22 protein-coding genes are annotated in these 26,874 nt (G+C 73.7%); 13 read left to right on the forward strand and 9 right to left on the reverse strand.

Going from position 1 to position 26,874, the window contains the following annotated elements:
- Positions 1 to 56: 56 nt before the first annotated feature.
- Positions 57 to 1,238, reverse strand: coding sequence for an aminotransferase class V-fold PLP-dependent enzyme (locus ACH4T9_RS04940; RefSeq protein WP_396669829.1), 1,182 nt, complete (start codon positions 1,236 to 1,238; stop codon positions 57 to 59).
- 230 nt (positions 1,239 to 1,468) lie between these two features.
- Entirely contained in the window at positions 1,469 to 2,521 is a 1,053-nt protein-coding gene (locus ACH4T9_RS04945) for a tyrosine recombinase XerC (protein ID WP_396669830.1), read from the reverse strand.
- Between the two features lie 504 nt (positions 2,522 to 3,025).
- Here ACH4T9_RS04945 and ACH4T9_RS04950 point away from each other — a divergent pair.
- On the forward strand, positions 3,026 to 3,367 hold the full coding sequence (locus ACH4T9_RS04950; RefSeq protein WP_396669831.1) for a hypothetical protein: 342 nt from the start codon (positions 3,026 to 3,028) through the stop codon (positions 3,365 to 3,367).
- Between the two features lie 83 nt (positions 3,368 to 3,450).
- Here ACH4T9_RS04950 and ACH4T9_RS04955 read toward each other — a convergent pair whose 3' ends face one another.
- Genes ACH4T9_RS04955 through ACH4T9_RS04965 form a run of 3 tightly spaced genes read right to left on the reverse strand, consistent with a single transcriptional unit; the run spans position 3,451 to position 6,569 of the window.
- Positions 3,451 to 4,764 carry a DNA-processing protein DprA gene (locus ACH4T9_RS04955; RefSeq protein WP_396669832.1) on the reverse strand — a complete coding sequence of 438 codons (1,314 nt, stop codon included), beginning with the start codon at positions 4,762 to 4,764 and terminating at the stop codon, positions 3,451 to 3,453.
- Positions 4,674 to 6,194 (reverse strand): YifB family Mg chelatase-like AAA ATPase, encoded by a 1,521-nt coding sequence (locus tag ACH4T9_RS04960; RefSeq protein ID WP_396669833.1) that lies wholly within the window; start codon positions 6,192 to 6,194, stop codon positions 4,674 to 4,676. Before ACH4T9_RS04960 ends, ACH4T9_RS04955 begins: the two co-directional genes overlap by 91 nt.
- 15 nt (positions 6,195 to 6,209) lie before the next feature.
- Positions 6,210 to 6,569, reverse strand: a complete 360-nt coding sequence (locus ACH4T9_RS04965; protein WP_396669834.1) for a YraN family protein — start codon at positions 6,567 to 6,569, stop codon at positions 6,210 to 6,212.
- A gap of 218 nt (positions 6,570 to 6,787) precedes the next feature.
- On the opposite strand from ACH4T9_RS04965, the gene ACH4T9_RS04970 reads away from it, so the two are divergent.
- From ACH4T9_RS04970 to ACH4T9_RS05005, 8 genes are all read left to right on the forward strand, one after another.
- A complete protein-coding gene (locus ACH4T9_RS04970; RefSeq protein WP_396669835.1) occupies positions 6,788 to 7,984 on the forward strand; it encodes a hypothetical protein in 1,197 nt (398 codons plus the stop codon).
- Between the two features lie 204 nt (positions 7,985 to 8,188).
- Positions 8,189 to 9,100, forward strand: coding sequence for a 30S ribosomal protein S2 (gene rpsB / locus ACH4T9_RS04975; RefSeq protein ID WP_396669836.1), 912 nt, complete (start codon positions 8,189 to 8,191; stop codon positions 9,098 to 9,100).
- 134 nt (positions 9,101 to 9,234) lie between these two features.
- Positions 9,235 to 10,062, forward strand: coding sequence for a translation elongation factor Ts (tsf, locus tag ACH4T9_RS04980; RefSeq protein ID WP_396669837.1), 828 nt, complete (start codon positions 9,235 to 9,237; stop codon positions 10,060 to 10,062).
- Between the two features lie 158 nt (positions 10,063 to 10,220).
- Positions 10,221 to 10,988 carry a UMP kinase gene (gene pyrH / locus ACH4T9_RS04985; RefSeq protein WP_161687936.1) on the forward strand — a complete coding sequence of 256 codons (768 nt, stop codon included), beginning with the start codon at positions 10,221 to 10,223 and terminating at the stop codon, positions 10,986 to 10,988.
- A gap of 82 nt (positions 10,989 to 11,070) precedes the next feature.
- The gene (gene frr, locus ACH4T9_RS04990) at positions 11,071 to 11,628 is read left to right on the forward strand and encodes a ribosome recycling factor (RefSeq protein WP_396669838.1); all 558 of its coding nucleotides are present in this window, start codon (positions 11,071 to 11,073) and stop codon (positions 11,626 to 11,628) included.
- Between the two features lie 372 nt (positions 11,629 to 12,000).
- A complete protein-coding gene (locus ACH4T9_RS04995) occupies positions 12,001 to 13,374 on the forward strand; it encodes a phosphatidate cytidylyltransferase (protein WP_396669839.1) in 1,374 nt (457 codons plus the stop codon).
- Between the two features lie 104 nt (positions 13,375 to 13,478).
- Positions 13,479 to 14,630: a 23S rRNA (adenine(2503)-C(2))-methyltransferase RlmN gene (rlmN, locus tag ACH4T9_RS05000; protein WP_396669840.1), complete on the forward strand. Its 1,152-nt coding sequence runs from the start codon at positions 13,479 to 13,481 to the stop codon at positions 14,628 to 14,630.
- Between the two features lie 31 nt (positions 14,631 to 14,661).
- Complete coding sequence (locus ACH4T9_RS05005) at positions 14,662 to 16,050, forward strand: DivIVA domain-containing protein (protein WP_396669841.1); 1,389 nt, start codon at positions 14,662 to 14,664, stop codon at positions 16,048 to 16,050.
- A gap of 108 nt (positions 16,051 to 16,158) precedes the next feature.
- On the opposite strand, the gene ACH4T9_RS05010 is transcribed toward ACH4T9_RS05005, so the two are convergent.
- Entirely contained in the window at positions 16,159 to 16,380 is a 222-nt protein-coding gene (locus ACH4T9_RS05010) for a DUF2631 domain-containing protein (RefSeq protein ID WP_161687946.1), read from the reverse strand.
- Between the two features lie 235 nt (positions 16,381 to 16,615).
- On the opposite strand from ACH4T9_RS05010, the gene ACH4T9_RS05015 reads away from it, so the two are divergent.
- A complete protein-coding gene (locus ACH4T9_RS05015) occupies positions 16,616 to 18,178 on the forward strand; it encodes a Rieske 2Fe-2S domain-containing protein (RefSeq protein WP_396669842.1) in 1,563 nt (520 codons plus the stop codon).
- 66 nt (positions 18,179 to 18,244) lie between these two features.
- Here the strand turns inward: ACH4T9_RS05015 and ACH4T9_RS05020 are convergent, their stop codons facing one another.
- Both ACH4T9_RS05020 and ACH4T9_RS05025 read right to left on the reverse strand, forming a co-directional pair.
- On the reverse strand, positions 18,245 to 19,846 hold the full coding sequence (locus tag ACH4T9_RS05020; RefSeq protein WP_396669843.1) for a phytoene desaturase family protein: 1,602 nt from the start codon (positions 19,844 to 19,846) through the stop codon (positions 18,245 to 18,247).
- A gap of 213 nt (positions 19,847 to 20,059) precedes the next feature.
- On the reverse strand, positions 20,060 to 20,911 hold the full coding sequence (locus ACH4T9_RS05025) for a YhjD/YihY/BrkB family envelope integrity protein (protein WP_396669844.1): 852 nt from the start codon (positions 20,909 to 20,911) through the stop codon (positions 20,060 to 20,062).
- Between the two features lie 104 nt (positions 20,912 to 21,015).
- Between ACH4T9_RS05025 and ACH4T9_RS05030 the strand changes: the two genes are divergently transcribed.
- The gene (locus ACH4T9_RS05030; RefSeq protein ID WP_396669845.1) at positions 21,016 to 21,561 is read left to right on the forward strand and encodes a GNAT family N-acetyltransferase; all 546 of its coding nucleotides are present in this window, start codon (positions 21,016 to 21,018) and stop codon (positions 21,559 to 21,561) included.
- A gap of 1,257 nt (positions 21,562 to 22,818) precedes the next feature.
- Here the strand turns inward: ACH4T9_RS05030 and ACH4T9_RS05035 are convergent.
- On the reverse strand, positions 22,819 to 24,135 hold the full coding sequence (locus ACH4T9_RS05035; RefSeq protein WP_396669846.1) for a family 43 glycosylhydrolase: 1,317 nt from the start codon (positions 24,133 to 24,135) through the stop codon (positions 22,819 to 22,821).
- A gap of 268 nt (positions 24,136 to 24,403) precedes the next feature.
- Here ACH4T9_RS05035 and dxr point away from each other — a divergent pair, with 268 nt between their 5' ends.
- Together dxr and ACH4T9_RS05045 are read left to right on the forward strand one after the other, a co-directional pair.
- Positions 24,404 to 25,615: a 1-deoxy-D-xylulose-5-phosphate reductoisomerase gene (gene dxr, locus ACH4T9_RS05040; protein WP_396669847.1), complete on the forward strand. Its 1,212-nt coding sequence runs from the start codon at positions 24,404 to 24,406 to the stop codon at positions 25,613 to 25,615.
- Positions 25,615 to 26,865: a M50 family metallopeptidase gene (locus ACH4T9_RS05045; protein ID WP_396669848.1), complete on the forward strand. Its 1,251-nt coding sequence runs from the start codon at positions 25,615 to 25,617 to the stop codon at positions 26,863 to 26,865. The genes dxr and ACH4T9_RS05045 overlap by 1 nt, the downstream gene beginning before the upstream one ends.
- The last annotated feature ends 9 nt before the right edge of the window (positions 26,866 to 26,874 follow it).

Genomic DNA, 26,874 nt, shown 5'->3' on the forward strand with positions numbered 1-26,874 from the left:
CTGGTCGGGCGGCGGCCCGTGACGTGCTCGCACGCGGTCGCCGGTGTAGCCGCCGGTCAGCGCCGGGTGAGCAGCGCCGGCAGCCGCGCGGCGAGCCGCTCGTACTCGTGCGGCGCGTTGTAGACCTGGCCGCACAGCCGTAGCCAGCCACGGTCGTTCCAGGACATCACCGCCACCTCGGTGGACAGCTCCTCGGCGATCCGGCTCCGCAGGGCGAAGGCGTCGTCGAACGTGGCGGCCAGCCCGGCCGGCAGCGGGACTACCCGCATCGCCACCGTCGGCCCGCCCGGATCCGGCAGGTCGGCCGGTGCCACCCCCAGCGCGTCCCCCACCACCCGCTGCCCGTACGCGGCCAGCGCGGCGTTGTGCGCCCGCACCCGGTCGACGCCGAGGCTGCGCAGGGTCCAGAGGCCGGCCGGCGCGGCCAGCCACGACGTGTAGTCCAGGGTCGCCTGCCACTCGACGTTGCCCGGGAAGCCGGCCCCCTGTTCCCAGGAGACCACCAGCGGTTCCATCCGGTCCCGCCACGACGGGGCCACCACCAGCACGGCGGTGCCGCGCGGCGCGTACCCCCACTTGTGCAGGTTGCCGACCCAGAAGTCCGCGCCGATGTCCCCGACGGGGGTCGGCAGCATGCCCGGCGCGTGGGCGGCGTCGACGAGCACCGGCACCTCGTGCCCGTGGGCGGCCCCGACGATCGCCGCGGCCGGGAAGAGGCGGGCGGTGGCCGAGGTGAGCTGGTCGACGACGAGCAGCTTCGTCCGTCCGGGCCGCAGCCCCGCCCGGACGAGCTGGACGACCTGCTCGGCCGTCGCGGTCAACGGCACGTGCAGGGTGCGGCGGGTCGCCCCGGTGCGCCGGCACTCGCGGTCGACGGACAAGCCGACCGCGCCGTAGCCGTGGTCGGTGGTGAGCACCTCGTCGCCGGGGCGCAGGCCGAGCGACTGGAGGACCACGGCGACGCCGGTGGTGGCGTTGCCGACCAGCGCGGTGCCGTCGGGGTCAGCGCCGAGGAAGGCGGCCAGGTGCCGGCGGGTGTGGGCGATCCGGTCCACCAGGCTCGGCCCGAAGAAGCGCAGCGGGTTGGCCTCCATCTCGTCGCGGAGCCGCTGCTGGGCGCGCTGCACCCCGATCGGCACCGCGCCGAACGAGCCGTGGTTGAGGTGGCTCACCGCCGGGTCGAGGGAGAAGAGCAGCCGGGCGCCGGGGATGGGCTCGGGCGGCTGCGGCGCGCTCATCCCATGATCGTAGCCCGACAGCCATCGACGGTGTCCCCCAACAACTACGCGACGGCGGGCGGCTTCCCCGGTCACGCACCGGTCGACCCGTGCGGCGGTCGGCCCGCGCGGCGGTCGACTCGTGCGGCGGTCGACTCGTGCACCGGTCGACCTGCGCGGCGGTCGGTCCGAGGGGTGCGTCGGCGCGGGACCGGGCCGGCGCAGACGCATGTGGCACGGACTCAACCGGCTCAGGCGCGCGGGTGCGCCTGCCGGTACGCGGCCCGCAGCCGCTCGACCGAGACGTGGGTGTAGATCTGCGTGCTGGCCAGCGACGAGTGGCCCAGCAGCTCCTGCACCGCCCGCAGGTCCGCGCCGCCCTCCAGCAGGTGGGTGGCGGCCGAGTGACGCAGGCCGTGCGGGCTGGTCCGGGGCAGCCCCGTCGCCTCCGCGTACCCGGCGACGGCCCGTCGGGCGGTGGTCGGGTGGAGTCGGCCGCCCCGAGCCCCGAGCAGCAGGGCCTCGCCGGACGCCGGGCCGGCGAGGATGGTCCGCCCGGCTCGCAGCCACTCGTCCAGTGCCCGTTGCGCCGGGACCCCGTAGGGCACGGACCGCTCCCGGGAGCCCTTGCCGAGCACCCGGACCACCCGGCGGGCGTCGTCCACATCGGCGGTGTCCAGGCCGCACGCTTCACTGATCCGCACCCCGGTCGCGTAGAGCAGCTCGAGCAGAACCCGGTCCCGTAGCACCACGGCCCGCGCCGTCTCCTCGTCGGCGGGAGCCGACGGTGAGGTGGTGGAAGGATCCGGCTCCGCCAGGAGACGTTCGCCGCCACGCCCTTCCGTCCTGGTGGCAGGGGCCGGGGTCGTCGGGGGGGAGACCGGGGCCTCGATCAGGGCGGTCACCTGGTCGGTGCGGAGCACGGTCGGCAGGTCCCGGTGGGCCCGGGGGCTCGCCAGCGGGGCGGCCACGTCGGTGGGCAGCAGGCCGGCGCGGTGGGCCCATGCGCTGAACGTGCGCGCCGAGGCGGCCCGCCGGGCCATCGTGGTCCGCGCGGCCCCGGTCGTCCGCTGCTTCGCCAGCCAGCTGCGCAGCACGCCGAGGTCGAGGTCGGCCACCCCGACGCAGCCCATCCGGGCGGCGTGGTCGAACAGGGAGACCAGGTCGCCGACGTACGCCCGGACGGTGTGCGCCGAGCGGTTGCGCACCCGGGCCAGGTGGTCGGCGAAGTCGTCCACCGCCTCCCGCAACGCCACCGGAAGGGCCGCGTGCGTCTCCCTCGTGCCGCGCTCGCCGCGGTTCACCGGGCGCCTTCCGGCCTACCCGCCGCGGCCGGCCAACCGGGCCGCGCCCCTCCGTCGCCTCGCACCGGCTCAGCTTACGAGCGCCCCGTCACCCGGGCAGCACGACGGGCCGGCGGGCCGGCTGGGCGGCGGGTCGGCAGGCCGGCTGGGCGGCTGGGCGGCGGGCCGACTGGGCGGCGGGCCGACTGGCCGACTGGACGGCGGGCCGACGGGCCGACTGGGCGACGGGGCGGCAGGCCGACTGGGCGGCTGGGCGGCGGGCCGACGGGCCGAGCGGCGGCGTGGCCGCCGAGCCGGGCGAGCGCGGGCGGGCGGGTCTGAGCGCGGGGCGAGGTGAGCTGAGTGCGGGGTGAGGTGAACGGTGCTGGCTGGCCGGAGGCGAGCGGGGGAGACTTTGACGTGGTACGCCGTCGGTGCCAGCGCCGTCACCGGGCCGTACCCGGAATCCGCCCGTGCCGACGCGAGGCCGCCGGACGGGCACCCTCAGGAAGGAGGGGACCGAGCATGGGCCTGGATGTCGTCCTCTACCGGCTGGTCCATCCCGGCCCCGGCCGCCGTCGCCCGTCGTACGCCAGCGTGCAGGTGGTGGCGGATCCGCGCGACGTGCTGGTGGACCTGTTGGCGCGGGTGCGTGGCGGTGGGCGCACCCCGTTCCTGGATCGGCTCGACCCGGGTGGCGAGCTGGTCGTGGCAGTCGGGCAGGTGCCGCAACTGCTCGCCGAGCTGCGCTACCTCGGCGAGGCGGCCGGGAATCCGGCGGAGGCGGAACAGGTGCGTCGGCTGGTGGGCCTGGCCCGGCGCTGCCTGCGCGACCACGACGTACAGCTCCGCTTCGAGGGCGACTGAGCGACGCGGCTGGCCTACGTCCGCGATGACGCCGACCGGCCGTGCCGAGCAGGTCGCGCGGCGGACCGGTCCCGGCCGGGTCGTCACGGCGGCGGGCCCGCGATGGAACCGGGGGCGCGGGCCGGAGGGGTGCCGGGAGCGCTGGCCGGGCGGGCGACCAGCGCGTACCCGTCGTCGCGGCGGCGCACCATGCCCAGCTCCTCCAGCAGGGAGAGCTTGCGCAGGGCGGTCCGGAGGTTTACGCCGGCGCGGGCGGCCAGCCGGTCCACGTCGACCGCTCCGCGCCGGGGCATCGACTCCAGCACCAGCGCCGCCTCGTCGTCGAGCAGGTCCCGGGGATGTTGCGGGGCGCGGGCCGGTGGCGCCAGGTCGGCGCCGATGTGGCCCACCTCCTCCAGCACGTGTGGCACGCCGGTGACCAGCCTCGCCGACGGCTGCTCGCGCAGCAGTTCGTGGGTGCCCACCGACATGGCGGAGGTAACCGGGCCGGGCACCACCATCGGGCGCCGGCCGACCGCGAGGGCCCGGTTGAACGTCTGGGTCGCGCCGCTGCGCGCTGCCGCCTCCACCAGCACCGTGCCCAGCGTCGCCGCCGCGATCACCCGGTTGCGGATGAGGAACCGGGGACGGAACGGCTCGGCGCCCGGCATCCACTCGCTGACCAGCAGCCCGGTCTCGGCGATCCGGTCGAACAGGCCCGCGTTGCCCATCGGGTAGGGCCGGTCGATCCCGCAGGCGAGCACCGCCACCGTCAGCCCGCCGGCGTTGAGCGCGCCCCGGTGCGCCGCGGCGTCGATGCCGAAGGCGCCTCCGGAGACCACCGTCCAGTTCCGGTCGGCCAGCCCGTAGCCGAGCTCGGTGGCCACGTGCAGGCCGTACCCGGTGGCGGCCCGGGCGCCGACCACCGCGACCGACCGGTCCAGCGCCTCCCGGAGCGGCCAACCGCCGCGCGTCCAGAGGCAGAGCGGGGGAGCGACCTCCCGGTCCACCCGCCGGTTGGCGCCCGGCAGGACCATTCGGCGCAGGTCCTCCACGCGGGCCGGCCACTCCTCGTCGTCGGGGGTGACGATCCGGGCACCCAGCCGCTGCGTACGGGCCAGGGCGTCGGCCGCCACGGCCCGGGCGTCCCCCTCCCGGGACCGGGCCGTCACGGCGGCACGCAGCCACTCCTCGGGTGCCCCGCCGTCGAGCAACAGGTCCAGCGCGCCCGCCGGGCCCAGCTCGTCGACCAGCCCGTGCACCGACCGGGTGCCGGGCTCGGCGAGCCAGGTCAACGCCACCCGGGCCAGCAGGTCCTCCTCGGTGTTCACGCCGCGTCCCCTGTCCTGAGCTGGATGGCCTCCCGGACGTCGTCGGAGTGCGGCCGGTCCCGCCCGTCGAGGTCGGCGACGGTCCACGCCATCCGGATGATCCGGTCGAAGCCGCGCGCTGACAGCGAGCCGGAGTCGAGCCGGCCGCGCAGCTCGCGGGTGTCCCGGTCGGGCAGCCGCCAGGGTGGACGGCGCAGCCGGGGACCGGGGACCTCCGCGTTGACCCGCCAGCCGGCGTCCGCCCAACGCTCGGCGGCGGCCCGGCGGCCGGCGGCCACCCGGGCCGCGACGGCGGCCGACGGCTCCTCGGTCATCGTCGCCTCCATCAACTCCGCCGCCCGTAACGGCGGCAGGGTGACCTGCACGTCGATCCGGTCCAGCAGCGGGCCGGAGAGCCGGCCGAGATAGCGCCGGCGGGCCAGCGGGGAGCACTCGCAGTAGGCGTCCCCGGCTGGCTTCGCGCAGGGGCAAGGGTTGGCGGCGAGCACCAGTTGCGTCCGGGCCGGGTACTCGGTGCCACCCCGGCTGCGGGCGAGCTGCACCCGGCCGTGCTCCAGCGGCTGGCGCAGCGCTTCCAGCGAGCCCTTGGCGAACTCGGGTGCCTCGTCGAGGAAGAGCACCCCGCGGTGGGCGAGCGACACCGCGCCGGGGCGGGCCAGCCCTGACCCCCCGCCGACCAGCGAGGCCACCGTCGCGGTGTGGTGCGGCGCCTGGAACGGCGGTCGGCGCAGCAGTCGGCCGCCGGCCGGCAGCAGCCCGGCGATCGAGTGCAGCGCGGTGACCTCCAGCGCCGCCTCGTCGTCCAGCTCGGGCAGGATGGACGGCAGTCGCTCGGCGAGCATGGTCTTGCCGGCCCCGGGCGGCCCGAACAGCGCCAGGTGGTGCCCGCCAGCGGCGGCCACCTCCAGGGCCCGCCGGCCGAGCGCCTGCCCGGCCACGTCGGCCAGGTCCGGCCCGTCGGGGCCGGCGGACGGCGTCGGGGCGGGCGGCTCGATCAGCGGCGTGCCGTCCCGGACGAACTCGACCAACCGGTGGAGCGTGTCCACGGCGCGGACCCGGACGCCCGGGACGACCGCCGCCTCGGCCGCGTTGTCGGCCGGGACGATCACCCGCTCCAGGCCGGCCTGCGCTGCGGCGGCCACCATCGGCAGCACCCCACGCACCGGCCGGACGGTGCCGTCGAGGCCCAGTTCGCCCAGGACCACCACCCGATCCAGCGCCAGCAGCGGCAACTCCCCGGAGCCGCCGAGCAGCGCCACGGCGATCGCCAGGTCGAAGGCCGAGCCGAACTTCGGCATCGTGGCCGGAAGCAGGTTGAGTGTGATCCGCCGGTTGGGCCACCGCTGGCCGGAGTTGACGACCGCGGCGCGGACCCGGTCGCGCGCCTCGTGCAGGGCGGTGTCGGGCAGTCCGGAGATCACCACGGCCGGCAGCCCGGGCGCGAGGTCCGCCTCCACCTCCACCACGTGCCCGGCCACCCCGACCAGGCCGACGCAGAGCACCTTCGCGTAGCTCATGCCTGGCAGCCCATCTCAGAACGCACCCTTGAGGTGCTCGACCCGGGCCGCGCCCGCGTCGGGCAGTTCGACCGACAGCACGTCGAACCGCACCTCGTCAGCGGTGGTGCGGGTCTCCGCGAGCCACCGGGCGGCCAGCCCCCGCAGCCGCCGCGCCTTCGCCGGCACGACCGCCTCGGCCGGCGTGCCGAAGTCGGCGGTGCGTCTCGTCTTCACCTCGCAGAAGGCGAGCACCGCGCCGTCCCAGGCGATGATGTCGATCTCGCCGGCCGGGCAGCGCCAGTTTCGGGCGACCGGGCGTAGCCCCGCCCCGATCAGGTGCCGGACGGCGCATCGCTCCCCGTACGCGCCGACCGCCTGGTTCCGCTTCGTCATGCGTCGCACCATGCCGGGCCCGGCAGCCCGCTGGGGGGAGCCTGTGGACGACGGGGCTGCTGTGGACGACCGGACGATCATGCCCCCCGCGTGCTATGGACGGCCGCGTCGCCGGTGTCCGCGACGGGGTGGGCGAGGACGCGGCCCACGCACGGTCCGGGTCCCGTTCGGGAGGAAGCCGGCATCCGGATGGCGCGGGGGTACGACTGTCACATACGGTGCCCGTCGTGAACGCACGACGGAGCTTTCCCGATGATCAGGAGTCGAGCTGGTACCCCGGCGAGCGCGGGTACGGCGAGCCGGACTGGCGCCCGCCGGGCGACGACCGCTATCCAGCGGACGAGTTTCGCGTCTCGGACCAGCGCGGGGACACCGGTGAGCGACGCTATGACGAGCTGACAGACCCGCCCGTCGGCCGGTATGCCGAGGCTGGGCGGCACGGGGCGGACGACGCGTTCGGGCTCACTGACACCGACACTGACAGTTACCGGCCATCGCGGTCGAGGCGGGCCGACGCCAAGTCGTTCGGGGTGTCGGTGGACGAGCTCGCCGCGGAGCGGGAGGCGCGCCGGGCGGCCCGGGCCGCCGAGACCGGGCTGTCCGCCGGGTCGCGAAGTGCGGACCCCGTCCTGCCGGGCGGCCAGAGCTCAGGCACGTTCCCGCCGCCTGCCGTCGAGCGCGCGGTCGAGTTTCCGCTGACCGTCGGCCAGCGGCCCATGCCGGTCTCCGGCGCCCCGTACGACGCCGCCCCCCGGGACACCCCGCCGCAGTCGGACCCGCTCGGCGTCGACCCGGTCGGGCGCAGGTCGGAACCCGGCCGCTCCGTGCCGCTCGGCAGTTACCCGATCGTCGACCCGAACCGCCCCGCGGAGGCGGACCGCCCCGGCGGGGCGGACCGGGATGCGGGCCCCGGCCCGGCGGTCGAGGCGGGGCGCTCGGCCGAGCCCGTACGCGGGGCCGAGGCGGGACCGGCGGCCGGGACGCCGCACCCGCTGGAGATGCCGACCGGACCGATGCCCTCCATGGCTGTCCGACCGGATCTGTCCCCGCCGGGTCTGGACCCGGCGTACGCCCCGGACGGGCTGCGCCGCCCCGGCCCGCCGCCGTCCGACGGCGTCTACCGGACCCGCCGCCCGGCGCTGGCGGTGTTGATCGCCCTGCTGGTGGCGGTCTTCGAGGTCCCGGCCCTGCGGGTGCTGCGGCACGGCGTGCTCGGTGATCCGCTCTCCGCCGCCGACGTCGTGGTGGGCATCTTCCTGGTCGCCGGGCTGCCGATCTTCGGCGTCGGGCTCTACGGGCTGCGTACCGGCGGCCTCGCGCTCGCCGAAGGCAGCCGGGGCTGGCTGCGCCCGCCGACGGCTTACCTCACGGTCGGCCTGGTGCTCTTCGTCGCCGCGGCCCTCGCCACCCGCTGACCGGAGGGCCGCGCAGAGGCGTACACTGGTCGACTGGCGACCGCCGCACGCGGTCGACCTCGCGCGCCCTCCCCACGCCCCGTCGTGGGGCGGCGGCCTCCCTGGTCCCGATCTTGGTCGGGCCCGCCATGGCCGGCGACCGGGCGCCAGGACGCCCGGCCGCCGGCCGGGCGGCACAACCAGGGATCACAAGGAGTACCCACCATGGCCGTCGTGACCATGCGTCAGCTGCTGGAGAGCGGTGTCCACTTCGGGCACCAGACCCGGCGCTGGAACCCGAAGATGAAGCGCTTCATCTTCACTGAGCGCAACGGTATCTACATCATCGACCTGCGCCAGACCCTCGACTACATCGAGAAGGCGTTCGAGTTCATTCGCAACACCGTCGCCGAGGGCGGCAGCATCCTCTTCGTCGGCACCAAGAAGCAGGCCCAGGAGGCCATCGCCGAGCAGGCGACCCGGGTCGGCCAGCCGTACGTGAACCACCGCTGGCTCGGTGGCATGCTGACCAACTTCCAGACGGTGTACAAGCGGCTGCAGCGGATGAAGGAGCTGGAGGCGCTGGGTGACCTGAGCGGGACCACCGCCGGTTACACCAAGAAGGAGACCCTGCAGCTCTCCCGCGAGAAGATCAAGCTGACCCGCACCCTGGGTGGTCTGCGGGACATGCAGAAGCTTCCGGCCGCAGTCTGGATCGTCGACACGAAGAAGGAGCACATCGCCGTCGACGAGGCCCGCAAGCTGGGCATCCCGGTGATCGCGGTGCTCGACACCAACTGCGACCCGGACGAGGTCGACTTCCCGATCCCGGGCAACGACGACGCGATCCGCTCGGCCGAGCTGCTGACCAGGGTCGTGGCCGCCGCCGTCGCCGACGGTCTGATCGCCCGTTCCGGCCGTCGCCGGGGCGGCGACGAGAAGCCGGAGCCGGGCCAGGTCGGCACCGACGAGCCGCTGGCCGAGTGGGAGCGCGAGCTGCTCGAGGAGCCGAAGAAGGCCGACGAGCAGCGCGCGCAGCCCGCCGAGCAGCCGGCGCAGTCGGCCGAGCAGCCCGCCGAGCAGCCGGCGCAGCCCGCCGAGCAGCCCGCGCAGCCGGCGGCCGCCGCCGCGGAGTGACCGCACCGCCGTTCCTCGCCGTCCGGGAAACCGGACGGCGAGGAACGGCAGGTACGCCGGGCACAGCCGGCCCGGATCCGGGTAACCGGGACCCAGAACATCCCACCCGCTGTCTCAAAACCGAAGAGAGAGTCATGTCCAACTTCACCGCCGCGGACGTCAAGAAGCTCCGCGACCTCACCGGCGCCGGCATGATGGACTCCAAGAAGGCGCTGACCGAGGCCGAGGGCGACTTCGACAAGGCCATCGAGATCCTGCGCGTCAAGGGCGCGAAGGATGTCGGCAAGCGGGCCGGCCGGACGGCCGCCAACGGCCTGGTCGCGCACTCGGGTAAGGCGCTGCTGGAGCTCAACTGCGAGACCGACTTCGTCGCCAAGAACGACGCCTTCATCGTGCTGGCCCAGCAGCTCGTCGAGCACGGCGAGGGCAGCGGCGCGAGCACCGCCGAGGAGCTGCTCGCCAGCACGATCGACGGCAAGCCGGTCGCCGACCTGATCCAGGAGCAGTCCGCCAAGATCGGCGAGAAGCTGGTGCTCAACCGCTTCGCCAAGCTGGACGGCACCGTCGCGGTCTACCTGCACCGCAAGAGCCAGGACCTGCCGCCGGCCGTCGGTGTGCTGGTGGAGTACTCCGGCAAGACCGACGAGGCCGGTGACGCCGACGCCCGTGGCGTGGCCATGCAGATCGCGGCGATGCGGCCGAAGTACCTCACCCGCGACGAGGTTCCGGCCGACGTCGTCGAGGCGGAGCGGCGCATCGCCGAGCAGACCGCCCGCGAGGAGAACAAGCCCGAGGCGGCGCTGCCGAAGATCATCGAGGGCCGGGTCAACGCCTTCTTCAAGGACTACGTCCTGGTCGAGCAGGCATCGGTCGCCGACAACAAGAAGGCCGTGAAGCAGCTGCTGGCCGAGGCCGGCATCGAGGTGACCCGCTTCCTGCGGTTCGAGGTCGGCCAGGCCTGAGCCGCCGGTCGGGCGTGACGCGCCTGCGGCAGGGAACGTCGACGGGGAGGCCGCTGGTGTACGTGACAGGCACCGCGGCCTCCCTGTCGCATAGGGTCAGCGACGGCAGGTACGCGGTAACCGGCGCACGTTTGTGCGCGTGGGGAGGGACGGGGCGGATGACGCAGGTTGTTGGTGACCGGAGCCTGGAAGCGGATGATCCGACCGCCCCACCGCCCGGCCGGGCCCGTCGGGTGGTGCTGAAGCTCTCCGGCGAGGTCTTCGGCGGCGGGGCGATCGGCGTCGACCCGGACGTTGTGCAGGCCATCGCCCGGCAGATCGCCACCGTGGTCCGCCGCGGCGTGCAGGTCTCGGTGGTGGTCGGCGGCGGCAACTTCTTCCGCGGCGCGGAGCTGCAGAAGCGCGGTATGGACCGGGCCCGCGCCGACTACATGGGCATGCTGGGAACCGTGATGAACTGCCTCGCCCTCCAGGACTTCCTGGAGAAGGAGGGCATCGAGACCCGGGTGCAGAGCGCGATCACGATGGCCCAGGTCGCCGAGCCGTACATCCCGCTGCGCGCCATCCGGCACCTGGAGAAGGGCCGTGTGGTCATCTTCGGCGCCGGCGCGGGCATGCCGTACTTCTCCACCGACACCGTGGCCGCCCAGCGCGCGTTGGAGATCCGCGCCGATGTGGTGCTGATGAGCAAGAACGGCGTGGACGGCGTCTACTCCGCCGACCCCCGGATCGACCCGACCGCCAGCAAGTTCGACTCGATCACCTTCTCCGAGGTGCTGCGCCGTAACCTGCGGGTGGCCGACGCCGCCGCGTTCAGCCTGTGCATGGAGAACGGCCTGCCGATGCTGGTCTTCGGCGCGCAGGGCGAGGACACGATCATCCGTGCGGTGGGTGGCGACAAGATCGGCACCCTGATCACCGCCTGAGCGTCCGGCGGCCGGCGAGCGACGGTCCTCCGGACACGACAGCACAGCCCACCACGAACACAAGAAGGAGGCGAGGAGACCGGTGATCGACGACACCCTCCTTGAGGCCGAGGAGAAGATGGAGCGTGCGATCGAGCACGCCAAGGAGGAGTTCGGCGCCATCCGCACCGGTCGCGCCAACGCCGCCATGTTCTCCAAGGTCATCATCGACTACTACGGCACCCCGACGCCGCTGCCCCAGATGGCGTCCATCGGGGTCCCCGAGCCACGCATGGTGATCATCAAGCCGTACGACAACTCGCAGATCGGCGCCATGGAGAGGGCGATCCGCGACTCCGACCTCGGCCTCAACCCGAACAACGAGGGCAACCAGCTCCGCATCCTCGTCCCGCAGATGACCGAGGAGCGGCGCCGCGAGATGATCAAGGTCGCCCGGCACAAGGGCGAGGAGGCCAAGGTGGCCATCCGCAACATCCGCCGCAAGGGCAAGGAAGAGCTGGACCGGCTCGTCAAGGACGGCGAGGTCGGCGAGGACGACGGCCGCCGCGCCGAGAAGGACCTCGACGACCTGACCCAGAAGTACGTCGCAAGCGTCGACGATCTGGTCAAGCACAAGGAGACCGAGCTCCTGGAGGTCTGATCCGCGACCGGCCCGGGCCGGTCGCGTGACCTGCCGTGGCACCGGTGTGCCGTCGCCGTCGGGCGGCGGGACGCCGGTGCCTTCGTCGTCGCGGGCCGCTGCTGCCCCGGTGGGCGGCCACCAGGCCACCACCCGGGCCCTCGCCGTGCAGGGGAGAGTCCGCGCACCGTCGCCGGCCGGCGACGGTGGCCCATCGTCCGCCCGGCCCGGGCGGCCAGTGCAGTAGGCTCGGCACGATTCCGACCACCACGCGGTGAACGGTCGGAATCGGCCGGCCGTCAGGCCGGTCAACCGGACGGAACTGTTGTTGTAGGGGATGGTCTTGGTCGTACGTCATGTGGTGAACCCCGTACCGCGTCCGCTCGGTGCGTGATGTCCCACCTCGACCCCTACCGCAGCGCCGAGCCTCGAGGCTGGGACCAGCCGGACGCCCCTGCCGCGCTTCCCTGGCCCGACCGTGACCTCGAACCGGGGCAGTGGGCCCACGGCGCCGTCACCGACGCGTACCCGCCCTCGGCCCCCGACACGCTCGGCGCCGCCGCGACCGACCCGATCGCGCCGGCCGCGATCGGCACGTCCGAGCCCGAGGTCCGGGCCGAGTCGCGCCGGCTGGGGCCGCTCGACGCGGACCGCACCGACCCGTACGGCGCCCCCCCGCTGCCCGGCGGCGACGCGGTCTGGCCCGGCCTTCCCGACGTCGGGAACCCGGGTCACCCCGACCAGGACCGCTCGGCCGGCCCCGGTCACCCCGCCTGGCCGGTCGACGAGCCCGTCGCCGGGCGCGAGTCGGCCCCGCCGCCGTACCGGCCGGAGGAGCCCTCCGCGACGGTGGCCGGCGTAGGCGCGGAGCCGGGGCGGCCCCGGGGCCGACGGCAGCCCGGGCGCCGGCGGGCCCGCGCGGACCGTCCGCCCACCCAACAGGCGCCGCCCAACCGCGGGGGACGTAACCTGCCTGCCGCGATCGGGGTGGGCGTCGGTCTCGGCGCGGCCGTGCTGGTGCCACTCTTCTTCTACCTGCCCGCCTTCCTGTTCGTGCTCGCCGCCGCCATCGCGATCGGCACCTGGGAGATGGCCCGAGCGGTTCGCCGTGGCGGGGCCCACCCGCCGCTGGTGCCGCTGCTCACCGGCGGCGTGCTCACGGTCGGCCTGGCGTGGTTCGCCGGCCCGGACGCGCTCAGCCTCGGCCTGCTGGTGACCGTGCTGGGCACGATGGTCTGGCGGCTGGGCGACGGCCCGGGCAACTACCAGCGCGACCTGACGGCGGCCACCCTGATCGCGGTCTACGTGCCGTTCCTCGGCGGGTTCGCGGCGATGCTCGCCGCAGCGCCCGGCGACGGGCACCTGCGGGTGCTGGTCACCCTGGTCGCGGTGGTGCTCTCCGACACCGGCGGGTACGCCGCCGGGGTCAACCTCGGCAAGCACCCGATGGCCCCCTCGATCAGTCCGAAGAAGTCCTGGGAGGGCTTCGCCGGGTCGATCACCGCCGCCGCCCTCGGCAGCGCCCTGCTGATCTGGCTGCTGTTCGACGTGGCCCCGTGGTGGGGCGCGCTGTTCGGGGTGGCCGTCTCCTGCGCGGCGGTCCTCGGCGACCTGGCGGAGTCCATGATCAAGCGGGACCTCGGCGTGAAGGACATGAGCAACCTGCTGCCTGGCCACGGCGGCCTGATGGATCGCCTTGACTCGATTCTGTTCGCGGTCCCCACCGCGTACCTGCTGCTGGCCGTGTTCGTCCCGGTGGTGGGCTGAGGCATGGATCACGCCGGGCACCCCGTGCCGGCCGCCCGGTCGGGGGCGATTCGGCACCTCCGGCCAGGCGCGTCGTCCGTTCGGCGTGGGAGACTGGGAGCGCCATGACGAGCCTTCCGCTGATTCCCGTCGCCCCGGACGCCCCCGCCGCACGCCGCGCGGCCATGCCGCCCCGCCACCTCGCCGACCTCGATCTGGCCGGTCGGCAGGCGCTGGTCACCGAGCTGGGCGAGCCGGCGTTCCGCGCGAAGCAGATCTCCACCCACTACTTCGGCCGGCTGGTTCGCGACCCCGCCAAGATGACCGACCTGCCTGCCGCCACCCGGGATCGGCTGGCCGGCGCGCTGTTGCCCACTCTGCTCACCCCGGTTCGCGAGCTGGCTTGCGACGACGGGGCCACCCGCAAGGCGCTCTGGCGGCTGCACGACGGCTCGCTGGTGGAGAGCGTGCTGATGGGCTACCCGGACCGGGTCACCGTCTGCATCTCCAGCCAGGCCGGCTGCGGGATGGCCTGCCCGTTCTGCGCGACCGGCCAGGCCGGTCTGACCCGTAACCTCTCCACCGCCGAGATCGTCGACCAGGCGGTATACCTGGCAGGCGTGGCCGCCTCCGGCGCGGTCGCCGGCTCCCCGCCACGGCTGTCCCACGTGGTGTTCATGGGGATGGGCGAGCCGCTGGCCAACTACTCGCGGGTGATCGCGGCGATCCGCCGGCTGGTCGCCCCCGCCCCGGACGGGCTCGGGTTGTCCCAGCGGCACATCACCGTCTCCACGGTCGGCCTGGTCCCGGCCATCCGCCGCCTGACCAGCGAAGACCTGTCGGTGACCCTTGCGTTGTCCCTGCACGCGCCCGATGATGAGCTGCGCGACGAGCTCGTGCCGGTCAACCAGCGCTGGAAGGTGGCCGAGGTGCTGGACGCAGCGTGGGACTACGCCGCCCAGACGGGACGCCGGGTGTCCATCGAGTACGCGATGATCAAGGACGTGAACGACCAGCCGTGGCGGGCCGACCTCCTCGGCCGGTTGCTGGCCGGCAAGCTGACCCACGTCAACCTCATCCCGCTCAACCCGACCCCGGGCAGCCGGTGGGACGCGAGTCCCAAGCCGGTCGAGCGGGAGTTCGTCCGGCGCCTGCGCGCCGCCGGGGTGTCCACGACGGTGCGGGACACCCGGGGGCGCGAGATCGACGGCGCCTGCGGGCAGCTCGCCGCGGCCGAGGACAACGACACCGACGCGCCGCAGGAGGCGACGGCGTGACCGGGCGTAGCGAACGAGACCAGGAGACATAGTGGCGAGTCAGGGTCAGCGTTTCCGGCGTAAGGCGCTCCGTCGGGGCTACAAGGTCGACGAGGTGGACGCCTTCCTGGACCGGGTCGAGGCGACGCTCGCCGGACAGCCGGTCGGCGCGCCCGTGGCCTCCCAGGAGGTCCACGACGTTGTCTTCCGGGTCCGCTTCAACGGCTACGACGAGTGGCAGGTCGACCTGCACCTCGACCGGGTCGAGCGGCAGCTGGCCGAGCTGGAGGAGCGCGGCGGCGTGGTCAGCCGTGGCACCGACTCCGGGATGTCCGACCGACTCGGCCCGTCGAACCGGATGGGCCCGCCGATGCGCGACGACCGTGGCCCGGTCCCGATGCGCGACGACCGTGGCCTGCGCGATGACCGTGGCCCGGTCCCGATGCGCGATGACCGTGGCCTGCGCGATGACCGTGGCCCGGTCCCGATGCGCGATGACCGTGGCCCGGTGCCGATGCGTGACGACCGTGGCCCGGTGCCGATGCGCGATGACCGTGGCCCGGTGCCGATGCGCGATGACCGTGGCCCGGTCCCGATGCATGATGACCGTGGCCTGCGTGATGACCGTGGCCCGGTCCCGATGCATGATGACCGTGGGCCCGGGCCCGTGCCGCCCCGACCGATGCCCGCGCAGGCCGGTCCGCCCGCCGACCGGTACGGCCGCTACGACGAGCCGAGCGGCGCCTTCGCCGCCGGCGGCTACGACGCCCCGCGCGGCGGATACGACACCCCACGCGGTCCGGGTGGCCCGATCGTCCCCGGCCCCGGCCCCGGCCCCGGCCCCGGCCCCGGCCCTGGCCCCGGCCCCGGCCCCGGTCCCGGCCCTGGCGCGGGCCACGGCCACGGCGGCCCCCCGCCGCGAGGGCTGCCCGCCGGGACGGGTGGCTACGGCCCAGACGGCCGGTTCGACGGCTTCGAAGCGGGCCGACACGGTCGGGCCGACATGACCGCCGAGATCCGGATGCCCGAGCGGGACCTGCGTGAGCTGCGCGGTCGCGGCCCGGCCGGGCCGCCGCCCCTGCCGCAGCAGCCGCTCGGTGGCCCGCCGATGGGCGGGCCGTCCCCGGTCGCCGGGCCGCCGGTGGGTGGCCCGCCGCCGATGGCCGGCCCCCCGATGGCCGGTCCCCCCGGCGGCGACCTCCACCGCGTGGACCAGATTCGCCGCGGCTTCCAGGTGCGCCGCTTCGGCAGCGGGTACGACCCGGAGCAGGTCGACCGGCTCTTCGACGGCATCCTCGGCGGCATGACCGGCCGCAGCCCGATGCCGGTCAACCCGAAGGACCTGGACACCCTGCGATTCGGCCTGGTGCCTGGCGGCTACTTCGAGGCGGAGGTCGACGCGGCGCTGAAGGATGTCCAGGACATCCTCTTCGGTCGCTGACCGGCAGCAGGCGGGTTCCGACGCAGACGTACGCCGAGGGCCCGTCCCCTGCTCAGCAGGGTGACGGGCCCTCGGTGTCTGACGTGGTCGGCGGGCCGCCGGTCGTGGTCAGGAGCGCAGGCCGTTGCGCCGCAGCACCGCGTCGCCGATGACAACGGCCAGCAGCAGCACGGCCAGGCCGACCAGCCAGATGTCCTCGACCCTGCCCTCGTGGTTGCCGCACAGCATCGCCAGCAACGCCAGGGCGGAGAGCACCGCGCCGATCCGCCCCGCCTTCCGGTGCCCGGGCTTGTGCTGATCTGGCGACGTCACCGGCTCGCTTCCTGCCACTGTCGGTCCTTCCCTCGCGATTCGGATCTCCGGTTAGTCTGGCACGCCCCGCGCCTGTCCTCGTCCGGTGGGGGTTTCCCGGTGCGCGTCCGCTGTCGGGTGCCGTCCGTCGTCGGGTGCCGTCCGGCCTGGAGCGCCGGGCCGGACGGCACTACCGGCATCGCGGGTTGTCGACGACACTGCCTCCGGTAGCGTTCTGACGTACACCTTGATTGCCTGTTTGAGGGGGACTGCGGTGCGAGTGACCGGTACGGGACATGCCAGCATGCGGATCGACACGGCCGCGGGCAGCATCCTGTGCGACCCGTGGGTCAATCCCGCCTACTTCGCGTCCTGGTTCCCGTTCCCCGACAACTCCCTGCTCGACTGGGAGGCCCTCGGCAAGGTCGACTACCTGTACGTGTCGCACCTGCACCGGGACCACTTCGACGCGGCGCACCTCAAGCGGCACGTGTCGAAGGACACGACCGTCCTGCTGCCCGAGTTCCCCACCTCGGAGATGGAGGACGAGCTGCGGGAGCTGGGCTTCACGAAGTTCCTCCGGGCGCCGAACGAGCAGGTCGTCGAGCTCGACGGCGGTCTTAAGATCATGATTCAGGCGTTGACCAGCCCCACCGACGGCCCGATCGGCGACTCGTCCCTCTGGGTCGAGTACGACGGGGTCCGGCTGCTCAACCAGAACGACGCCCGTCCGACGGACCTGAGCGTCTTCACCGAGCTGGGCCACGTGCACGCGCACATGCTCCAGTTCTCGGGCGCGATCTGGTACCCGATGGTCTACGAGCTGCCGCAGTCGGCGAAGACCGCGTTCGGCAAGCAGAAGCGGGAGCGGCAGTTCGACCGCACCTGGCGCTACATCGCCGACCTGAAGGCCGACCACGTCTTCCCGATCGCCGGCCCGCCGTGCTTCCTCGACGACGCGCTGTGGCAGTTCAACGACATCCACGGCGACGAGGGCAACATCTTCCCCGACCAGTCGGTGTTCCTGTCCGAGTACGCCAAGGTCGGCGGCACCAACGGCATCGTGCTGCTGCCGGGCAGCGTCGCCGAGGTCACCACCGAAGGCGCGACGACCACCCACCCGGTTCCGATCGAGGAGTTCTTCGCGAACAAGGTCGCCCACCTGGAGGAGATGCGGGAGCGCAAGCGCGGCGTCATCGAGGCGGAGAAGGCGTCCTGGCGGCACCCCGAGGTCGACGTGCTGGCCGGGATGAAGCGCCGGATCGAGCCGCTGCTGGAGGAGTCGATCTACCTGGCCAAGGGGGTCGGCGGTCCGGTCCGTTTCGATCTGGTCGGCTACGACGGCGAGAGCGTCGAGTCGATCGTGGTCGACTTCCCGGGCAAGGAGGTACGCCCGTACGCCGAGGAGAAGGTCCGCTACCGGTTCCGCACCGACCGGGCGCTGGTCGAGCACCTGCTGCACATCGACGAGGTGGACTGGGTCAACTCGCTCTTCCTGTCCTGCCGGTTCTCCGCCGCCCGGATCGGCCAGTACAACGAGTTCGTGTACGCCTTCTTCAAGTGCCTGTCCACCGAGCGCCTCCAGTACGCCGAGGGCTGGTACGACGAGCACGAGCGGAGCACCGACGCCGAGGACGTCACCCTTGGCGACTGGGTGGTGCAGCGCCGCTGCCCGCACCTGAAGGCGGACCTGACCCGGTTCGGCATCGTCGAGGGCGACCAGCTCACCTGCCAGCTGCACGGCTGGAAGTTCGACCTGCCCAGCGGCCGGTGCCTGACCAGCGTCGGTCACAAGGTCCGCGCCCACCGCGCCACCGCCGAAACCCCCACCCCCTGACCGCCACCGCCCCACCGCTCCACCCGTTCACGATCGACGGGGTGGGTGGGCGGTGGGGTGGACGGGTCAGCGACCCAGGTCGGTGAGGATGCGACGGGCGGCGTTGTGGCCGGCGGCGCCGATGACGCTGCCGGCCGGGTGGCAGCCGGCGCTGCCCGCGTACACGCCGTCGACGCCGGTGGCGTAGGGCATCCGGTCGGTGAACGAGACCGTGTTGTCGACGTGGTGGATGTGGCCGCCGGTGATGCCGAAGTGGGCCTCGATGCCGGGCGGGGGGAGCGGGACGGCGTCGGCGATCAGGTCGGCGGTGCCGGGGGCGTACCGCTCGCAGATCTCCACCAGCCGCGACACGTACCCGGGCAGGGCCTCGTCCCAGGTGGTGCCGGCCAGCTCGTAGGGGACCGACTGGACGAACAGCGCCGAGGAGTGGTGGCCGGCGGCGTCGGACAGCGACGGGTCGACGGTGGTGTGCAGGTACCACTCGATGGTCGGCTCGTCGGGCAGCCGCCCGGCCTGGACGTCCGCCCACATCGCCCGTAGCGCCGCCATCGGCGGCTCGCCCCCGCCGCCGACCAGCGACGCCGAGCCGGGCAGCAGGTGGATGGTGGAGCCGAACGGGCTCGGCGCGCCCTCGGGCAGGCAGGAGAAGCGGGGCAGCCCGGTCAGCGCCAGGTTGAGCTTGAGGGTGGTGCCGGGGCGGCGGACCGCCGCCATCCGCTGGGTCAGCGGCGCCGGCAGCGCGCCGTCGGGCAGCAGGTCGATCAGCCGGTACGGGTCGCAGGCCCCGAGCACCACCCGGGCGGCCACGTGCCGGCCGTCGGCCAGGGTCACCCCGCCGGCCGCGCCGCCGTCGAGGGTGATCGCGGCGACCGGCGTACCGGTGAGGATGCGGGCCCCGGCGGCGCGGGCCGCGTCGGCGAAGGTGCGCGAGACCGTGCCCATCCCGCCCTCGGCGATCATCCAGGTGCCGTCGGAGCCGGGCAACCGGCACATGTTGTGCACCAGGAAGTTGTGCCCGGTGCCCGGGTCGTCCGGGCCGGCGTTCAGCCCGGACAGGCCGTCGGTGACCGCGTACATGCTGACCAGCAGCTCGGAGCGGAAGTCGAAGCGGGCCAGGTGGTCGGCGACCGAGCCGCGCACCAGGTCGACGAAGACCTGCCGCAGCGCGGGCCGGACGTGCCGTTCGGCGGTCTCCTCGACCGGCAGCGGCTCGGCCAGCCAGGCCGGTGCCAGGTCGTCGCGCAGGGCCGCCAGTTCGGCCTGCATGGCGTCGTCGGCGGCCACGTCGGCGGGGGAGAAGAACTCCGTGAGCTGCCGCCGGGTCGCCGTGTGGTCGCTGCCCATCAGCAGGTACGGCGATCCGGTGCCGCCCGGGGTGGGCAGGAAGTAGTGCGGGTCGCGGCGCAGCACCGGGATGCGCACGTCGAGCGTGGCGAGCAGTTCCGGCGGCATCAGCCCGAGCAGGTACGACCCGGTGGAGTGGCGCAGCCCCGGCACCTTCGGGAACGGGTTCTCGGTGCGGGTCGCCCCGCCGATCACGTCGGCGGCCTCCAGCACCAGCACGTCCAGCCCGGCACGGGCCAGCAGGATCGCCGAGACCAGCCCGTTGTGCCCGGATCCGACGATCACCACGTCGGCCCGGGTCGGCAGCTCGCCCGCCCCGCTCATGCGGCCATCACCACGGCACTCGCCCCGCTCATGCGGCCATCACCGCTGCGCTCGCTCATGCTCGGGCAGCCTAGTGCCGCGCCGCCCCCGGCGGGAGACCGTCGCCGGTCCCGTTCGGGCCGGGAGCGCCCCGGGAAGCCCGTCATCCGTTCGGGCCGGGAGCGCCCCGGAGAGCCCGTCATCCGTTCGGGCCGGGAGCGCCCCGAGAGCCCGTCATCCGTTCGGGCCGGGAGCCGGCACCTGGGCGCGGGTGCGCCAGCAGGACAGGGCGAGGGTGGCGGAGTAGCCGGCCAGCACGATCACGTGGAAGAGGTAGAGCCAGAGCAGGACCGCCACCCCCGCGCCGATCTCGTCGAAGCCGCCGAACGGCATGCCCAGGTCGATCGGGAGCGAGGCGAAGAGGACGAAGCCGTGCAGGAATCCGGAGAGGTTGGCGGCGGTGAACGACCCGATGCCCAGCGCGGAGAGCCAGTCCGGCGACGCCGGGCCGACCACCCGGAACAGCCAGAGCAGCACCGGGGTGAGCACCAGCCAGACCGCCAGGAACGACAGCACCACCCCCAGCGCGCCGCTCCACCCGCCCTGTCGGACCAGCCTGGTGGTCGTCGGCAGCGCGAGCAGGATCGACAGCAGCAGGGCCGGGGCCGGTGCCAGCAGGGGGAGCAGCAGCAGCCGGCCCCGCCAGCCGACCAGCGACTCGTCGCTGCGCGGCATGGCGACCGAGACGAACGCGCGGCGCAGCCCCTCGCCGTAGAGCGACGCCGGCAGCAGCGACGCCAACGCCGGCAGCGGGGTCAACCCCACCCCCGCCTCCACCAGTGCCTGCACCGCGTGGGGCGCGCCGATCGCGTCCGGCAGCGTCTCCACGGCGTACGAGGTGAGCCGGCGCACCCGGTCGGCTCCCGCCAGCAGCGAGGTGAGCCAGATCGCCAGCAGGGCCACCGGCACCACGGCGATCGCCCCGTAGAAGGTGATGGCGGCGGCGTGCAGGGACAGGTCCCGGCCCCGCAGCGGGCGGAACGCCGCACTGGTGATCCGCTTCGCCCGTTGCCATCCGCTGCCCATCGCGGCTTCTTTCCCCGTACCGCCCCGCGTCACTCACGACAGCGCAGGCCGCGCAGGTCGGCCGTCGCCGGCCGGGCCGTCCGCCGCTCACTAGGATCGCCGCCATGGGAATCCTCGCCACGGAACGCCTGGTCCTGCGGGACTGGACCGCCGACCCGGCCGACCTGAACCGGATCTTCGACATCTACTCCCGGCCCGAGGTCACCCGCTGGCTGGGCGCGCCCGGCCTGCCGCTCACCGACCCGGCGCAGGCGGCCGACCGGCTCGCGATGTGGCGGGATCGGCACGCGGAGCACGGCGACCGGTACGGCACGTGGGCGATCGAGGTCCGAGACACCGGCGTGGTGGTGGGCACGGCGCTGCTCAAGCCGCTGCCCGGCCGGGACGAGAGCGTGTTGACCACCGACATCGAGGTCGGCTGGCACCTGCACCCGGACTCGTGGGGCCACGGGTACGCCACCGAGGCGGCCCGGTCGCTGGTGGCCCGGGAGTTGGCGACCGGCACCCCGCAGGTCTGGGCGGTCGTGTCGCCGGGCAACGCCGCGTCGATGGCGGTGGCCCGCCAGCTCGGCATGACCCACGTGGGCCGACGCACCGACTGGTACGGCGGCGAGGAGGTGGAGGCCTTCGTGCTTCGCGCCGCCGCCTGATCGCGCCGCCGCCTGACAACACCGACGGCGGGGCGGGCAGTGGCCCTTCGTGGCCCTACGGAGCTGCCCCGTCTGTGCGCCCGCCTAGGTGCTCTTCCCCGCGTCCCTCCCTGCACCCTTCCTACCCTCCCTGCAACCCTCCGCGCCCCTGCCTCCGCGCGCCCCTGCCTCCGCGCGCCCCTGCCTCCGCGCGCCCCTGCCTCCGCGCGCCCCTGCCTCCGCGCGCCCCTGCCTCCGCGCGCCCCTGCCTCCGCGCGCGCCTGCCTCCGCGCGCGCCTGCCTCCGCGCGCGCCTGCCTCCGCGCGCGCCTGCCTCCGCGCGCCTGCCTCCGCGCGCGCCTGCCTCCGCGCGCCTGCCTCCGCGCGCCCGCCTCCGCGCCCGCCGGTCCCCGGCGGAACCCGTGCGGAATCTTGGACACTTAGTGGCTTCTGGGAACGGGAAGTGTCCAAGGTCTGCGGGGGATCGGGTCGGCGTCGACGGCCGGGGATGGTGAGCGGGGCGACCAGGGGCGGGTCCAGCCGACGAAACGGGCGAAGTGGCCCGTCGGGTCGACCTGGTTCGGGTGGGTGCGCAGCCGGTCCGCGACCGTGTCGTGCATCAGCACGCAGGTAGATCGCCAGCGCGACCCAGTCCCGGGCGTACTCGGTGCGCAGGCCCAGCTTCGCCGGCTGGCACGGCCACGGTGCGGCGCAGACCCGGCACCGCCACGTCGGGCACCGCCACCCCCGTCGCCCGGGCGAGGCCCGCCGCGCCGGTCGCCGTGACCGCGGGCCGCGACGTGCTGGCGCAGCTCGGCCAGCGGCACCCCGTACTCGCTCACCGCCGTCGCCCGACCCGGCGCAGGGCCCGGCGGCCCGGTGGGCCGGTGGGTCGGCGTCGCCAGGGCCGCCGCGTCGACGCGGCGATGACCGCGGGCCCGGCCCACTGGTGCGCGCGGCCCGTCCGCCGGTTCGGCGGGGGAGCCGGGGCGGGGGCCGGCTTCGTCCGGGGGACCCGGTCGGGAGCCCTCGACCGCCCGTAGCGGATGGTTTTGCGGTGCCCCGCCTCGTGCAGGCACCGAAAATCAGGCCGTCAGCCCGCGCTGCCGGTCGAACGACCTGCCGTCTGACCCTAGCGATGAGATCTTGGAAGAATTCGGCCCCCGGAGGGGCCGTTTCCTTCCAAGATCTGCCCAACGCCTGTCCAAAGAGCAGCATCAAACGGTCAGGGAGCTGTGTTGATCTTGGGGTAGGTCCATGATCCTCGTGGACGAGTGCGTTATGCCACCTCGACGAAGTCGAGTTCCGCCCAGCGGCTCAGGTGGGTGAACCGCAGCGTGTTGTAGCCCGCGTTGAGCGTCACGTCGACGCCCACCTGCCGCCAGACGTCCCAGCCCGTGTTGGGATAGCTGACGACCTTCGGGTTCGCGCCGTTGACGGTCAGCGTGTGCTGGGCGTCGCCGTAGCCCGCCGCGTAGGCGACATTGGCGCGGTACCCGCCCGCCCGGGGCGCGAAGACCGTCATCTCGACCCAGCTGTCCGCATAGTCCATGTACGCCACGACCTGGCCCTGCGACGTGTTCGGGGCGGCGCGGGCCGCGCAGTGGTTGAGCGTGCCGCGCTCGGTCTCGTACCGCACGCGGCTGCCCCGCACCACGGGGTACCCGCCGGACCAGCCCAGCGCCGCCACGTACATGCCGCGCGCCGAGTAGTTGTTGATCCAGCCGTGGAAGACGATGTGGTCGCCGCTCGCCTCGCGTACCACGTCGGCGCCGCCCGGCCCGCGCACCGCGGAGTCGAGCGACGCGGTGGTCATCAACGAGCGGTACGCCTTCGTGTACGGCCCGGTGAGCGAGGTCGACGTGGCGTAGCTGGTCTGGTAGCCGTCGCCGCCGTAGCCGCCGAGGGAGTAGAACAGCACGTACTGCGCGCCCACCTTCGTCAGCACGGGTGCCTCGATGATGCCGGCTTCCTCGGCGCGACCGCTGCGCAGCAGCTCGACCCGGCCGCCCTGGAGGGCGACGCCGTCGGCCGCGACCTGTTGCAGCCAGAGGCTGGTCGGCTGGCCGATGGCGTTGCCGTCGTCCTTGTAGAGCAGGTAGCGAAGCCCGGTGCTGTCGGTGAAGCTCGCCGCGTCGATGTCCCCGCCCTCGCCGGCGTTGCAGACCAGCGGCTGGGTGCCGACCGCGCTGAACGGCCCGAGCGGCGACGTGGCCAGCGCCGCGCCGAGGCACTGCCGGCCGGTGGCCCGGCTGCGGGCGGTGTAGTAGAGCAGGTACCGCCCGTCGGCCCGCTGGGAAACGTCGGGCGCCCAGGTCAGCCCCCCGTTCGCCCAGGCGCCGAGGGTCGGCATCGCGTCGGGCCGCCGGGTCCACGGGCCGGTCAGCGAAGCGGCCGTGGCGACCGGAACGTTGCCGTTGCCGTTGTTCGTGGAATACGCGTAGTAGGTGCCGCCGAACTTGACGACGTCGGGGTCCGGGAAGTCGCTGGCGATGACCAGCGACGGCGCGGCGGTGGCGGCCCGGGCCACTCCCGGGCTGACGAGCAGTGGTGCGGCGACCAGTGTGGCCGCCAGCCAGACGAGAGCTTTCCGCATGGCAGGATTCAACCACATTCATCGATGCGTCGAAAGATTCCTGCGGGCGGCCCCTGCCGGCATCGGCGGGCGGACGACGATGGACATCGGGCACGCCGTACTGCTCGGTGAGATCGCCTCGCCCGGCAACAGGCGCAAGGACATCATCGACTCGAGTTCTCCACCGATCCGGCCGACCTGCTTGGCGAGGAAGCGCCGCCGGAGGATCCCGACACCGAGGGCTGAGGCTCCCAGCGGGCGCTCAGCGACGCTGGGGAAGAATGGGCGGGTGACAACTCCCCGCGATCTCGTCCTGCTCGGGTCGACCGGTTCGATCGGCACCCAGGCCATCGACATCGTCCGGCGCAATCCCGACCGGTTCCGGGTGGTGGCGCTCGGTGCCGGTGGCGGCAACGTCGAGCTGCTCGCCGCCCAGGCCCTCGAACTGCGCGTCGACGCGGTCGGGGTGGCGAAGGCGTCCGCCGCGCAGGACCTCCAACTCGCCTTCTACGCCGAGGCGAGCCGGCGCGGCTGGTCCAGCGGCGACTTCAAGCTGCCCAAGATCGTGGCCGGCCCGGACGCGATGACCGAGCTGGCCCAGTGGCCCTGCGACATCGTGCTCAACGGCGTGGTCGGCTCGCTCGGGCTCGCGCCGACCCTCGCGGCGCTGCGCGCCGGACGTACCCTCGCCCTGGCCAACAAGGAGTCCCTCGTCGCCGGCGGCCCCCTCGTCAGGGCGGCGGTGACGCGGCCGGGGCAGATCGTGCCCGTCGACTCCGAGCACACGGCGCTGGCCCAGTGCCTGCGCTCCGGATCGCGTCCCGAGGTGCGGCGGCTGATCGTCACGGCCAGCGGCGGCCCCTTCCGGGGCAGGCGGCGCGACGAGTTGACCGAGGTCACGCCGGAGCAGGCCCTGGCGCACCCGACCTGGAACATGGGGCCGGTCATCACGATCAACTCGGCCACCATGGTCAACAAGGCGCTGGAGGTGATCGAGGCGCACGAGCTCTTCGACGTGCCCTACGCCGACATCACCGTGATGGTGCACCCGACCTCGGTGATCCACTCGATGGTCGAGTTCGTCGACGGCTCCACGATCGCCCAGGCCAGCCCGCCGGACATGCGGCTGCCGATCGCGGTGGCCCTCGGCTGGCCCGACCGGGTGCCCGACGCCGCCGCCGCCGTCGACTGGACGACGGCCCACACCTGGGAGTTCGCCCCGCTGGACGACGAGGCGTTCCCGGCGGTGGCGCTGGCCAAGGCCGCCGGGGAGGCCGGGCGCTGCCGCCCGGCGATCTACAACGCGGCCAACGAGGAGTGCGTGGCGGCGTTCGTCGCCGGCCGGTTGCCGTTCCTCGGCATCGTGGACACCCTCCGGCGGGTGTTGGAGGACACACCCGATTTCGCCGAACCAGGTACCGTCGAGGACGTGCTCGCCGCCGAGTCGTGGGCACGCGCGCACGCGCAGGAGATCATTGTGGCGTCGGTGGAAGGATCTTGATGGCGTACCTGCTCGGGGTGGTGCTCTTCGCCCTGGCCATCCTCGTCTCGGTCAGCCTGCACGAGGCGGGGCACATGCTCACCGCCAAGGCGTTCGGGATGAAGGTCACCCGCTACTTCGTCGGCTTCGGCCCCACCCTCTGGTCGGTCAAGCGCGGCGAGACCGAGTACGGCGTCAAGGGCATCCCGCTCGGCGGCTTCTGCAAGATCGTCGGCATGACGCCGCAGGACGACGACGTCGACCCGGCCGACCAGCCCCGGGCGATGTGGCGCTACCCGGTCTGGAAGCGGACCATCGTGATGTCCGCCGGCTCCATCACCCACTTCGCGCTCGCCCTGGTCGCGACCTGGATCATCGCGATCTCCGCCGGCCTGCCGAACCCCGACTTCCCGACCACCGACGCCGAGGTTCGCCAGGAGCCTGCGGTGATCGCCCTGGCCAAGTGCGTGGTGCCGGAGAACACCATCCGGGAATGCGCGGCCGCCGACCCGGCCAGCCCCGCCGCCCAGGCCAACCTGCGCGACGGCGACCGGATCACCTCGATCAACGGCACCCCGGTCAACAACTACGGCGACATGCTGGTCGCGCTGCGGGCCACCAAGCCCGGCGACAAGGCCGAGATCGGGTACGTCCGTGACGGCCAGCCGGGTGCCACGAGCACCGTGCTCGCCCAGACCCAGCGCCCGCCGTTGGACGACCCGAAGGGCCAGGTCGGCCCGGTGTCCGCGCTCGGCGTCGGCCTGCGGTACAGCACCCCCACCCGGGTCGAGTACGGGCCGGTGTCCGCGTTCGGCGGCACCGCCCGGTTCACCGGCGACATGGCCGTCGGCACGTACGAGGCGATGAAGCGCATCCCGCAGAAGGTGCCCGCCCTGTGGTCGGCGATCACCGGCGGCGAGCGGGACATGGACACCCCGATCAGCGTGGTCGGCGCGAGCCGGCTCGGCGGGGAAGCGGTGGAGAACAACGCCTGGCTGATCTTCTTCATGCTCTTCGTCTCGCTGAACTTCTTCATCGGCGTGTTCAACCTGCTGCCGCTGCTCCCGCTCGACGGCGGGCACATCGCGATCGCCTGGTTCGAGCGGGCCCGGTCGTGGCTGTTCGCCCGCTTCGGCAAGCCGGACCCGGGCCGCGTCGACTACCTCAAACTCATGCCCATCACGTACGCGGTGATCCTGATCGGCGGTGTGTTCACGCTGCTGACCATCACCGCGGACGTCGTCAACCCCATCACGCTCTTCTCAAGGTGAGTGCCTGAA

It is taken from the genome of Micromonospora sp. NPDC020750, assembly GCF_044334565.1.
Lineage (GTDB): Bacteria > Actinomycetota > Actinomycetes > Mycobacteriales > Micromonosporaceae > Micromonospora.